We start from the raw sequence: 12,064 nt of genomic DNA on the forward strand, positions 1-12,064 counted from the left end.
TGCAAGAGGGGGGGGCGGAAGGTCAGACGCCGCCCATGTGCATCTGCTGGTCGCTCTGCCCGCGCATGGCCCAGCCGGTGGTGCGGTTCTCGATGGCGACGGCCGCGACATACATCGCAACCCCCATCACCGCCGTTACGATCAGCCCGGCGAAGACCAGCGGCACGTCGAAGCGGGACGACGCCAGGATCATCAGGTGGCCGATGCCTTTGTTGGCGGCCACCGTCTCCGCGATGATGGAGCCGACGAAGGCCACCGTGATGGCGATCTTCAGCGAGGCGAAGAAATACGGCATCGCCCGCGGCAGCCCGACCTTGCGAATGATGTCGGACGGCCGGGCGCCGAGCGCCCGCAGCACGTCCCGCACCTCCGGCTCCACCGTGGCGATGCCGGTGGCGACATTCACCACGATGGGGAAGAAGCTGATCATGAAGGCGGTGATTACAGCCGGCACGGTGCCGATGCCGAACCAGATCACCAGGATCGGCACCACGGCGACCTTCGGAATGGAGTTGAAGCCGATCAGCAGCGGATAAAGCCCGTGGTACAACAGGCTGGAACTGCCGATGGCAATTCCGAGCAGCAGGCCGAAGATGACGGCCAGGAAGAAGCCGATCAGCGTGGTCATCAGCGTCTGCCAGCTATTGTCCAGCAGCGGCACCCACCACTTCACCATGCTTTCCGCGATGGCCGAGGGCGCCGGCAGCACGAATTGCTGCACGTTGAAGGCCCGCACCCCGATTTCCCAGACCACGAACATGCCGATGATGACCAGCCAGGGCAGCCAGGCCTGCAGCCGGCGGCGGCGGCGCTGCGCCTGCGCCAGCGCGTTCAACCGGCGCAGCGCCTCCGGCGACATGCCGGACTCCAGGGCCGCGGATCGCGGGGTTGCGGCGGTTGCGGGGGCGGGCGCGGCGGCGGGGATGGCGGCGTCACTGGCCATGGACGACCTCCTCGCCCTTGCGGGCGGCGCTGATGTGTTCGCGCAGATCATGCACGAGGGAGACGAATTCGGGCTTGTAGGTGGTCTCCAGCGTGCGTGGCCGCGGCAGGTCCACCACCCGTTCGGCGATGATCCGGCCGGGGCGGGAGGACATGACCAGCACGCGGTCCGCCAGGTATGCGGCTTCCCGCAGGTCATGCGTCACCAGGATCACGGTCGGCTTGCGCGCCATCCAGACGCCCTGGAGCACCGCCCAAAGATCCTCACGCGTGAAGATGTCGAGCGCCGCGAAGGGCTCGTCCAGCATCAGCAAGGCCGGTTCATGGATCAGCGCGCGGCACAGGCTGGCGCGCTGCTGCATGCCGCCCGACAGCTCATGCGGGAATTTCTTGTCGAAGCCGCCGAGGCCGACGAGCTTCAGCAGGTCCTGCGCCTTCGCCTCATACATGGCGCGCTGGCGGCGAAGCTGGCGGCGATGCGGCTCCACCACCTCCAGCGGCAGCATCACGTTGTCCAGGATGTTGCGCCAGGGCAGCAGGGTTGGGTTCTGGAAGGCCATGCCGGCGATGGTGAGCGGGCCGTCCACCTCCCGCCCCGCGACCAGCAGGGTGCCGGCGGTGGCGGGCCACAGGCCGGTGACCAGCTTCATCAGGGTGGATTTGCCGCAGCCGGAGGGGCCGACGACGGCGATGAATTCACCCTTGCCAACATCCAGCGTCGCATTCTGGAGCGCCAGCGTGCCCTCCACGCCGCCATACCGCATGGCGACGCCGCTGATCTCGACGAAAGGTCGCTCCATCAGAATTCCCCGGCCCTTCCCTGGCGCGTTGGGTCGCGCACGGTCCTGTGTGCGACAGCCGAGGCCCCCGGCGCAAGACATGCTGCGCCGCACAGCACCTCATGAAGACCATGCTGCGCCCAATTCTGCTCCAGAACCGGGCAGATCGCCCAGATCGGCATCAGCGTGCCTCGAGAACCGCGGTGCAGGACGCCGGCAGCCGGGGCGGCGGACCGGGCGGGGCGGGCCGGCGCGGCGGTGGCTGGCGGGCCTCGGCGCTGAACCACCAATCGAGGCTGGCGTCGCAGCCATCGCCGGGCGGCGGGGGGGCGATGTCCTGGCACCCCGGGCTATCGGCCGGGCAGCGCAGGCGGAGGTGCATGTGGCTGTCATGCCCGCGCCAGGGCCGCACCCGCCGCAGCCAGGGGGCGCCGGCATGGTCGGCACAAAGCCGGCGCTTGATGGCAGGGTTCACCAGCAGCCGGTCCAGCCCCGGCGCCTCCGCCGCGATGCGGATCAGCGTGGCGTGGCGGGCGGTCCAGCGCGCCGGGTCCACATCCTGCCCATCCGCGCGGACGAGGGAGGGAATGGTCAGATCCTCCCGCATCGCGGCCGGCACGCGGGGCTTCGGGCGCAGATCGAGCCAGATATCGGCATCCAGCCCGGATTGGTGGCTGGCATGGCCCCAGGGCATGGGCCCGCCGCGCGGCTGGGACAGGTCGCCGATCCAAAGATCGGGCAGCCCCGCCGCGCGCGCCTGGCCCGCGATATGCGCGACAAGGCCAAGTGTCGCCGGGTGGCCCCAATGGCGGTTGCGGGAGGTGCGGATGGCCTGCCAGCCCGGCCCTTCCGGCGCCAGGGCCTGTGCCCCGGCGAGGCAGCCCAGATTGGTGCGGCCAATGGCGCGTGGCGGCGCCATGCTCGGCCGGGGCAGTGCGGCCCAGTCCGCGGCGCTGGCCGGTGGCCCCTGCTGCGACCCCTGCTGGGCCCCCTGTTGGGCCATGGCCGGGGGCGCAAGCGCCAGCAGGCCGAGAAGGCAGGCCGCGCGCAGGGCACGAAGGGAGGCAGCGCCTGGGGTCATCACATGTTGATAAGGCCAGCGGCCCAGCCACTCAACCCGGCGCGAGAAGCCCTGCAGCCACCTCGTTCTGCCATGAATTCTGACACATTTTGCACAGCAGGATGACGCCGCGCAGCCCCACGGCCTCGGGCGTGGGCGGCGCGCGCTGGGAGCAGAAGATTTGGGCCGTTATTTGGTGACCGGCGGAGCCGGCTATGTCGGCAGCCATACCGTGTTGGCACTGCGCGACCGTGGGGATGAGGTCGTCGTGCTGGATGATCTCTCGAAGGGCCACCGCGAAGCCGTGCCTCCGGGCGTTCGCCTGGTGAATGGGCGCTGCGAGGACCGGCAGACCCTGGCCGAGGCCTTCGGCGGTGGCCGCTTCGATGCGGTGCTGCATTTTGCCGCCCTGTCCCTGGTGGGCGACAGCATGCGCGACCCGCTGCGCTACATGGCGGAAAATCTGTCGGGCCTGTCCGCCGTGGCGAATGCCGCCGTGCAGCACGGGTGCCTTCGCCTGGTCATGTCCTCCACCGCCGCGCTGTTCGGCTTCCCCGAGCGCATCCCGATCGATGAGGATCAGCGCCTCGGCCCGGTCTCGCCCTATGGCGAGAGCAAATTGATGTGCGAGCGCGCGCTGGATTGGGCGGAGCGCATCCACGGCCTGCGCTTCGCATCCCTGCGCTACTTCAACGCCGCCGGCGCCGACCCGGCGGGCCGGGCCGGGGAGGATCACGACCCGGAGACGCATCTGGTGCCGCTGGCGATCGACGCCGCACTCGGCCTGCGCCCGCCGCTGATGGTGTTCGGCACGGATTACCCGACGCCCGATGGCACCGGCGTGCGGGACTATGTGCATGTGACGGATCTGGCCGACGCACATCTGCGCGCGCTGCCACTGCTGGAGCAACGTTCCGTCCGCTACAACCTCGGCAACGGCACCGGCTATTCGGTGCGCGAGGTGATCGACACAGTGGCCCGCGTCGGCGGCCGCCCCGTCCCGCATGCGCTGGGCCCGCGGCGGGAGGGGGACCCGGCGGTGCTGGTCGCGTCCTCCGCGAAGCTGCGGGCGGAGACCGGCTGGCAGCCGCGTTTCCCGAAGCTGGAGGATATTGTCCGCACCGCCTGGGACTGGCGCGTGTCGCACCCGCAGGGCTATGCGGGCGCCCGCCAAGCGGCCTGAGCCGCCCGGCCCTGCCTTGGCTTACCCGTTGAAGCGGAAGGCGCCGGCCACCTGGTCCTGTGGCTGGCCCTGGTTCGACTGGTTCTGGCTGGCCTGGCCCTGGTTGGACTGCGTGGCGGCCTGACCGGCGGCCACCTCCTTCGCCCGCGCCTCGATCTGGCGCGTCACATCGGCCAGCACCCGCGCCAGGTTCGGCAGTTGCAGCACCGGCACCACAACCATGGCGGAGGGCTCCGGCTTGCCGTCCTTGATTGCGGCGGAGGCGCTGGTCTGCACGCCGAGCGTGATGCGCGCGACGCCGCTGGCCACATGCACGTCGATGATGCCGTCGCCGAAGACGGTCGGAATGGCGGTCATGGCTGGTTCCTTACTGTTCGCGGAAGGCGCGGTGGAAGCTGTCGATCAGCGGCTGCATCATGTAGCGGGCGAAGGTGCGTTCCCCGGTCTGGATTTGCGCCTCCACCGCCATGCCGGCCCGCAAGGTCAGCCCCTCCACCGCACGGAGCTGGTCCTCGTCGAGCTGGATCTGCACACGGTAGTAACTTACGCCCCGCCGTTCATCCTCGGTCACGTCGGAGGCGACGAAGGTGACATGGCCGTGCAGGTAGGGCACGAGGCGCTGCTTGAAGGCGGGCAGGCGGATTTCGGCCTGCAGGCCCTGGTGCACCACGTCGATATCGTTCGGCTGGACATGCACCTCGGCGATGATGCGGTCCTCGGCCGGCACCAGATCCATCACCGGGTCGCCCGGGCGTACCACGGCGCCGATGGTGAAGACGCGTGAATTCAGCACCGTGCCGGCCTCGGGCGCCGTGATCTCAAGGCGGGTTGAGACATCCTGCGCCGCGCGCAGCCTTTCCTCGGCCTCACCCAGGCGCTGGCGCACCTCGCGCAACTCGGTCGAGGCTTCCTGGGTGTGGGTGTTGTTCACGCGCGCCATCTCGCGCTCGGATTCCGTGATCTGGGCGCGGGACCGGACCATCTGGTTGGTGATGTCGGTGATGTTGCCCTCCACCGAGGCCACCTGGCGCTGCAGTGCCAGAAGCTGCGGCAGCCGGGCCAGGCCCTGGCGCAGCAACTGGGCGGTATTGGTTTCTTCCGCCTTCAGCAGCACCAGCATGCGGCGCTGCGCGTCCATCTGCCCCTCGGCCGAGGCGATGGTGGCGTTGTGCTGGTCGATGCGCGAACGCAGCACCTGCATCTGGCTTTCCAGCGCCACGCGGCGTGCCTGGAACAGCGCCCGCTGGCCGCTGGTGACCTCGATAGCGCGCGGTTCGCTGGAGGCGACCAGATCGGCGGGGAAGCCGATGGTCGTCGCCCCGGCCAGTTCCGCCACCAGCCGCGCATCCTGTGCCAGCAGCGCCCAGCGCTGGCTTCGCAGGGTCTCGGTCTGCTGCTCCGCCTGCGGCTGGTCAAGCCGCATCAGCACCTGGCCGGCTGTCACGGCATCGCCGTCCCGCACCAGGATGTCGCGGACGATGCCGCCTTCGAAATGCTGGATGGTGCGGCGGGTACCCTCCACCTTCAGCACGCCGGGCGCGATGGAGGCCTCCGCCAGCGGCACGAGGCTGGCCCAGACGCCCAGGCCCACCACGAAGACGGCGACGATCACGTAGCCGAGCCACATCGCGGTGCCGGTGCGCGGCTTCGGCGCATCGAGGACGGGGTCCTCCTCCGCTGGCTGCCACAGGGCCGGCGGCGCGGAGGCGGGGCGCGGGGCGAGGTCCTGGCCGCCAGGCGTGGGCGTGATGCTGCCGATGACCCCGTTGCCGGGAAGTGGAATCGCGCCGCTCATCGTGCACCTCCGGCGTGTTGGACGATTTCAGCCGGGCGGCTGCCTTGGGCAAGCCGCTTCAGCACCTCGGTGCGCGGGCCGAAGGCCTCGGCCGCGCCGTCACGCAGCAGCAGCACCTTGTCGACTCCCTGCACCAGGGTCGGGCGGTGGGAGACCAGGATGACGGTGGCGCCCTGTGCCTTCAGCGCCTCCAGCCCCCGGATCAGCGCCTGCTCGGCATCGCCGTCGAGGTTGGAGTTGGGCTCGTCCAGCACCACGAAGCGGGGGTTGCCGTACATGGCGCGCGCCAGGCCGATCAGCTGCCGCTGGCCGCCGGACAGGTGCTGGCCGCCATCGCCGATTTCCGTATCGTAGCCCTGCGGCAGGCGCAGGATCATCTCATGGCAGCCGGCCAGCCGTGCCGCCTCGAACACGCCTTCCGGCGGTTCTTCCCGCATCCGGCTGATGTTCTTCATCACCGTGCCGTCGAACAGCTCCACATCCTGCGGCAAGTAGCCGACATAGCGGCCGAAATCCTCCCGCTGCCAGGTGAAGACATCGGCACCATCCAGCCGCACCGTGCCCGCGGCGGGCGCCAGCGTGCCGATCAGCAGGCGGATCAGCGTGGTCTTGCCGGCGGCCGAGGGGCCGATGATGGCCATGCTCTCGCCGGCCGTCAGGTTGAAGGTGATGCCCTTGATGATGGCCACCGACTGGCCGGGGAAGCCGAAGGTCACGCGTTCCGCGGAAACCCTGCCGGTTGGCGCCGGCAGCGCCATGCCCGGCGGGCGGATGCGCGGCAGGGCGAGGAAGCCGAGCAGGCGGCGATAGGATTGCCGCGCCTGCACCAGCTGCTTCCAGCCGCCGATCATCTGCTCCACCGGCGCCAGCGCCCGGCCCATGATGATGGAGGCGGCGATGGAGGCCCCGGCCGTGAGCTGCTGTTCCAGCACCAGGAAGGCGCCGACGCCGAGCACGCCGATCTGCACCGTCAGCCGGGTGAACCGGGTGATGGACAGCAGGAAGGCGGCGCGGTCCGCCGCGCGTTCCTGCGGCGGGATGGAGGCGGACAGCCCCTCGCGCCATTTGTGCAGCACGGCGGGCGCCATGCCCATGCTGTCGATGACTTCGGCGTTGCGGACCATGCTCTCGGCGCGGCGCTGGTTGGTCATGCTGGCGGTGCTGGCCTGGCGGACCAGGGACCCGGTGGCCCATTCATTGGCCAGCGTCAGCAGGAACAACAGGGCCGCGCCCGCCAGCGCGATCCAGCCGAGCGTCGGGTGCAGGGCGAAGATCACCGCGAGGTAGATCGGCACCCAGGGCACGTCGAAGACGGTGAGCGAGGCGGGCGAGCCCAACCATCCGCGGCAGGCGCCAAGGTCGCGCAGCGCCTCCATCCTGTAGGGGCGGCCGCGAAGCTGGCTTTCGATGGCGCGCAGAAAGGCTTCGGGCGCCACCTTGCCCTCGATCCAGGAGGCCAGGCGCTGCATCACCTGGCCACGCAGCCCGTCCAGGATCGCCATGATCAGCAGGGCAAAGATGGCGATGGCAGTCAGGTAGTACAGCGTATCGAGGCTGCGGGAACCGAGGACGCGGTCGAAGACCTGCATCATGTAGAGCGAGACGGTGAGCTGGAGCAGATTCACCACGCCGCTGAACATCGCGACGCCGATAAGCTGGCGCCGGCCAGCCGCCAGGGCGCGCGACAGCACCGTCTCCGGCGGGCGGTCGCCGCCGCCGGGCATCAGGGGCATCGGTGGACGCATCGGTCAGAACACTCCGGCAGGCAGCAGATCCGGCCGCAGCCAGATGGCATAGGCGGCACCCAGCACCAGGGCGATCGCCAGCAGATTGGCCAACACCAGCTTCAGCAGGCCAGGCCCGCGGGGCAGGCGGGCGATCTGGTCACGGGCGGCTTCCATGCGGATCGCCTCCGCCTGATTGTGCAGGGTGCGGAAGGCATGGGCCTGCAACTCGGCCTCGGCCTTGCGGCGCAGCGCCTCCGGCTCCATCGGCCGGGCGGCTTCGACGGCCATGGCAAAGGCCAGCAGGTCGCGCAGGCGGTCATCCGCCCGGTCGGTGATGAAATCCGCAAGACAGGGCGCGGGCGGTATGGCGAGCATGACCGGCGGCATCGGTCGTTCAGGCATCGGTCTTTCAGGCATGGCGCCTGCATCGGCGCGGCCGGGCAGGGGGCCGGCTGTAGGCTGGCCCGTCATGGGACTTCCAGACATGTCTTGTGTCCGTGAAACTGGCCGGGTGGTGCAGCAGGTGATCCGGGTGCGGGCGTCCTAGCATGCGAAGCCTGGCGATAAAACAAACGTGATGGTTGAACCCTCGCGCGGAAGGTTCCGACTCCGCCACCCGTCAGCGTTATCTATCGCAAAGATGTTTCCCGCGTGGTGACAGTCTTGCTCACGAAGCTTGGCGCGGGAATGGCAAGGTAGGCCATCCGCTTCGCCTCGACCCGTCCGCGGGTCACGGTATCCAGGATCAGCCCGCAGGCGAGCGACAGGAAGGCGAGCAGCATCAGCCCCATGGACAGCACGGCGGTGGGCAGGCGTGGCACCAGCCCGGAGGCGAAGAAGGTATGCAGCACCGGGGCGGCAAGGCCCAGGCCGGTGCCGGCCAGCACCAGGGCGATCAGTGCGAAGAAGGGCAGCGGCCTTTCCCGTCGCACCAGCAGCAGGATGGCGTTGAGGATGCGGAAGCCGTCCCGCCAGGTGTTGAGCTTGGAGGTACTGCCCGGCGGCCGCGCCCGGTAGCTGCTGGGCACTTCGCCGACCGGCATCCGCAGTTCCAGTGCGTGCACGGTGAATTCCGTCTCCGTCTCGAAGCCCTGCGCCAGGGCCGGGAAGGATTTGGCGAAGCGGCGGGAGAAGACCCGGTAGCCGGAGAGCATATCCGACACCCGGTTGCCGAAGATCACGCGCACCAGGCCGGTCAGCACCTGGTTGCCGAGCACATGGCCGGGGCGATAGGCGGCCTTGGCCTCCGTGACCCGCGTGCCGGTGACCATGTCGAGCCGGTCCTCCATCGCCAGGCGCAGCATTTCCGGCGCGGCGGCGGCGTCGTAGGTGTCGTCACCATCGACCAGGACGTAGAAATCCGCCTCGATATCGGCCAGCATCCGGCGCACCACATGGCCTTTGCCCTGCTGCACCTCCCGCATCACCTGGGCGCCGGCGGCGCGGGCGGCCTCCCGGGTGCCGTCGCGGCTGTTGTTGTCGTAGACATGGATGGTGGCGTCGGGCAGGGCGGCGCGGAAATCCGCCACCACCTTCGGGATCGCCACTTCCTCGTTGTAGCAGGGGATCAGGACGGCAATGCGGGGCACCTGGGTCATGCGGCGGCCCGGGCGGCGTTGAAGACGAAGCGGCGCGACAGCCAGAAATTGCCCACCATGCCGGCCAGCGCGCCGGCCGCGACGCCGATGACCGGGTGCGCCGCCACCAGTGGGATGTTGGCCACCATCAGCGCATAGGTTCCATAGTTGCAGGCGAAGCCGATCAGGTTGACCAGCAGGAACAGCGCCCATTGCCGGGCCATCGGCGCGCGCGGCGCGGCGCGGAAGGTCCAGGCGCGGTTCAGCGCCCAGGTGGTGGTGGCGGCGGCCAGGTAGGATACGGCACGGCCCGAATACAGCCCGAGTCCCAAGGCCAGCCCGGCATAGAGCACCGCGGTATCCACCACGAACCCCGCCGTGCCGACCACGCCGAAGCGCAGGAACTGCATGACGCCGGCCCGCCTTTCCGGTCCCAGGCGCGCGTTCAAGGCGTCGGCGGTGCGTGCGGGCATGTCGTTTCCATGCGTGGTGAATTGGGGTGACGGCCAGCAACGTCAAACCACCATAGCATGACCAAAAGGCGGCAGCTTGCGGGCGGCGGCCGCGGCTGCGAGCCTCGTTGCGTTTTTGAAGGGGTGTTGGGCGGATGCGGATTGGGCTGGTGGGTCTGGGGCAGATGGGGCTGGCCATGGCCGGCAGGCTGGCGACGCAGGGGGCGGAGGTGCTGGGCTTCGACCTCGATGCCGGGCGCTGCGAGGCCGCGCGGGCGCGTGGCGTGCGGGTGGTCTCGGCGGTGGAACAGGCGGCCGCGCCGGTGATGCTGCTGTCCCTGCCGCAGGACCGGGCGGTGGAGGCCGTGCTGCTGGCGCTGCTGCCGGCTTTGCCCAAACAGGCGGTGATCGCCGATACCTCGACGCTCGACCCGCTCGCGACGCAGCGTTTCGCTGCGGCAGCCGCCGAATGGGGCGTGGACTACCTGGATGCACCGGTCTCCGGCGGCCCGGCCGGTGCGGCGGCGGGCACGCTGGCGATGATGCTGGGCGGGGAGGCCGCGGCGATCGACCGCGCGCGTCCCGCACTGGCGCTGGTGGCGACGGAGCTGGTGCATGTCGGTGGGCCGGGTGCCGGGCAGGTGGCGAAGCTGGTGAACAATTTGATGGTCGCGACGCATCTGGCCGTAGCCGGGGAGGCGCTGCGGCTCGGCGCGCTGGCCGGCGTGGCGCCGGAGGCGCTGCTGCCGGTGGTCAACGCCGCCTCCGGCCGCTCCGCCGCGACGGAGGTGAACTTCCCAAGGTGGATCCTGCCGGGTGGCTTCGATTCGGGCTTCTCGGCGGGGCTGATGCGGAAGGATGTGCGGCTCGCTTTGGCGCTGGCCGAAAGCGTCGGCGCGGCGCTGCCCGTCTGCGGCCCGGCGGCGGCGCAATGGGAGGCGGCGGCCGCAGGCGATGCGGAGGATTTCAACCGCGTGCCCGCCGCCATCCTCGGGGGGGCATGAGCATGTTCGCGGCGAAGACGGTCCTGGCCGAGGAAATCGCGCGGCTGCTCGGCGGCCGGATCGGCAGCGTGCTGATGGGGGAAGTGGCGGCGGGGCAGGGCGCGCCCATCACCCTGCAAGACCCGGCCACCGGCCTGCCCATGGCGGACTACGCCGATGCAGGTGCTGCGGTGGCGCGCCAGGCGGGGGCGGGCGCCGTGGCGGCGCAGCGGGCATGGATGGCGCTGAGTGCGGCGGAGCGGGGCCGGCGCATCTGGGCGCTCGGCGCGCTGGTGCGCCAGAATGCGGAGGCGTTGGCAAGGCTGGAATCCGCCAATGCCGGCAAGCCGCTGCGCGATTGCCGCGCCCAGGTCGCGCGCGTGGCGGAGATGGCGGAATACTGGGCCGGCTGGTGCGACAAGATCGAGGGGCGGACGGTGCCCGTGCCCTCCGGCCATACCGTCATCATCCGGCGGGAGCCGGTGGGCGTGGTGCTGGCCATCACGCCGTGGAATGCGCCGCTGTTCACCTGCGGCTGGAACGTGCTGCCGGCCATCGCAGCGGGCAATGCGGTGGTGCTGAAGCCATCCGAATACACGCCGCTGACCTCGCTCGCCTTCGGCCTTCTGGCGGTGCAGGCCGGGCTGCCGCGCGGACTGGTGCAGGTGGTGGCTGGGTTCGGCGCGACGAGCGGGGAGGCGCTGCTGGCGGCGCCCGAGATCGCCATGGTGACCTTCGTCGGCGGCGCGGCCAGTGCCAGCCGGATCGCCGCGGCCTGTGCGACACGGATGATCCCCTGCGTGCTGGAGCTGGGCGGCAAATCCGCCAATATCGTCTTTGCCGATGCGGATCTGCCTTCCGCCGTGCAGGGCGCGCAGCAGGCGATCTTCGCCAGTTCCGGCCAGAGCTGCGTCGCCGGGTCCCGCCTGCTGGTCCAGCGATCCATCCATGACCGGTTCCTGGAGATGCTGGCGGAGGCCTCGGCGAAAATCCGGCTGGGCGATCCGCTGGATGCTGCGACGGAGGTGGGGCCTGTCGCCACCGCGCGGCAATTCGCGCATGTGACGCAGATGGTGGCGGATGGCGTGGCGGAGGGCGCGCAGCTGCTGGCCGCGCCGCGTGCCGAAAGCCTGCCCTCGGATGGCTTCTGGGTGATGCCCTGCATCCTGGCCGGCCTGCCCAACACCGCCCGCGCGGCGCAGACCGAAATCTTCGGCCCGGTGGTCGCCGCCATTCCCTTTGACGATGAGGATCAGGCAGTGGCGCTGGCCAACGCCACCCCCTACGGCCTGGCCGGCGCGGTGTGGACGCGGGACCTCGGCCGGGCGCATCGCGTGGCCGCCGGCGTGCGGGCGGGCAGCTTCTGGGTGAATGGCTACGGCACCATCCATGTCTCCGTGCCCTTCGGCGGCTTTGGCGCCAGTGGCCATGGACGGTCCTCCGGCATCGAGGCGCTGGCCGCCTATACCCAGTCCAAGGCGGTGTGGGTGGAGACGGCGGCGGCGCCGGTGCTGGGCTTCGGGCACCGGCCCGGGTAACGGAATTCACGGCGCTTGCATCGAGCCG

At 70.2% G+C, this 12,064-nt stretch carries 12 protein-coding genes; 3 read left to right on the forward strand and 9 right to left on the reverse strand.

Annotated features, from left to right (window positions below; all coding sequences use genetic code 11):
- Positions 1-22: 22 nt before the first annotated feature.
- The 3 genes from ACFHNC_RS04905 to mepA all read right to left on the reverse strand — a co-directional run bounded on the left by ACFHNC_RS04905 (position 23) and on the right by mepA (position 2,802).
- A complete protein-coding gene (locus ACFHNC_RS04905) occupies positions 23-943 on the reverse strand; it encodes an ABC transporter permease (protein ID WP_437168101.1) in 921 nt (306 codons plus the stop codon).
- Positions 933-1,742 (reverse strand): ABC transporter ATP-binding protein, encoded by an 810-nt coding sequence (locus ACFHNC_RS04910; protein WP_437168102.1) that lies wholly within the window; start codon positions 1,740-1,742, stop codon positions 933-935. The genes ACFHNC_RS04905 and ACFHNC_RS04910 overlap by 11 nt, the downstream gene beginning before the upstream one ends.
- Positions 1,743-1,902: 160 nt before the next feature.
- Positions 1,903-2,802, reverse strand: a complete 900-nt coding sequence (mepA, locus tag ACFHNC_RS04915; RefSeq protein WP_437168103.1) for a penicillin-insensitive murein endopeptidase — start codon at positions 2,800-2,802, stop codon at positions 1,903-1,905.
- Between the two features lie 160 nt (positions 2,803-2,962).
- Here mepA and galE point away from each other — a divergent pair, with 160 nt between their 5' ends.
- Complete coding sequence (gene galE, locus ACFHNC_RS04920; RefSeq protein ID WP_437168104.1) at positions 2,963-3,964, forward strand: UDP-glucose 4-epimerase GalE; 1,002 nt, start codon at positions 2,963-2,965, stop codon at positions 3,962-3,964.
- 21 nt (positions 3,965-3,985) lie between these two features.
- On the opposite strand, the gene ACFHNC_RS04925 is transcribed toward galE, so the two are convergent.
- The 6 genes from ACFHNC_RS04925 to ACFHNC_RS04950 form a co-directional block, all read right to left on the reverse strand.
- A complete protein-coding gene (locus ACFHNC_RS04925) occupies positions 3,986-4,321 on the reverse strand; it encodes a hypothetical protein (protein WP_437168105.1) in 336 nt (111 codons plus the stop codon).
- Between the two features lie 10 nt (positions 4,322-4,331).
- Positions 4,332-5,759: an HlyD family type I secretion periplasmic adaptor subunit gene (locus ACFHNC_RS04930; protein WP_437168106.1), complete on the reverse strand. Its 1,428-nt coding sequence runs from the start codon at positions 5,757-5,759 to the stop codon at positions 4,332-4,334.
- Positions 5,756-7,492 carry a type I secretion system permease/ATPase gene (locus ACFHNC_RS04935; protein WP_437168107.1) on the reverse strand — a complete coding sequence of 579 codons (1,737 nt, stop codon included), beginning with the start codon at positions 7,490-7,492 and terminating at the stop codon, positions 5,756-5,758. Before ACFHNC_RS04935 ends, ACFHNC_RS04930 begins: the two co-directional genes overlap by 4 nt.
- A 15-nt stretch (positions 7,493-7,507) precedes the next feature.
- Positions 7,508-7,888 (reverse strand): hypothetical protein, encoded by a 381-nt coding sequence (locus ACFHNC_RS04940; protein ID WP_437168108.1) that lies wholly within the window; start codon positions 7,886-7,888, stop codon positions 7,508-7,510.
- A 227-nt stretch (positions 7,889-8,115) separates the two neighbouring features.
- The gene (locus tag ACFHNC_RS04945; RefSeq protein WP_437168109.1) at positions 8,116-9,084 is read right to left on the reverse strand and encodes a glycosyltransferase family 2 protein; all 969 of its coding nucleotides are present in this window, start codon (positions 9,082-9,084) and stop codon (positions 8,116-8,118) included.
- Positions 9,081-9,536: a GtrA family protein gene (locus ACFHNC_RS04950; RefSeq protein ID WP_437168110.1), complete on the reverse strand. Its 456-nt coding sequence runs from the start codon at positions 9,534-9,536 to the stop codon at positions 9,081-9,083. The genes ACFHNC_RS04945 and ACFHNC_RS04950 overlap by 4 nt, the downstream gene beginning before the upstream one ends.
- Positions 9,537-9,670: 134 nt before the next feature.
- On the opposite strand from ACFHNC_RS04950, the gene ACFHNC_RS04955 reads away from it, so the two are divergent.
- Together ACFHNC_RS04955 and ACFHNC_RS04960 are read left to right on the forward strand one after the other, a co-directional pair.
- Entirely contained in the window at positions 9,671-10,519 is an 849-nt protein-coding gene (locus ACFHNC_RS04955; protein WP_437168111.1) for an NAD(P)-dependent oxidoreductase, read from the forward strand.
- Positions 10,516-12,036, forward strand: coding sequence for an aldehyde dehydrogenase family protein (locus ACFHNC_RS04960; protein ID WP_437168112.1), 1,521 nt, complete (start codon positions 10,516-10,518; stop codon positions 12,034-12,036). The genes ACFHNC_RS04955 and ACFHNC_RS04960 overlap by 4 nt, the downstream gene beginning before the upstream one ends.
- Positions 12,037-12,064: the final 28 nt, after the last annotated feature.

Source organism: Falsiroseomonas sp. E2-1-a4 (genome assembly GCF_051433165.1).
GTDB lineage: Bacteria > Pseudomonadota > Alphaproteobacteria > Acetobacterales > Acetobacteraceae > Falsiroseomonas.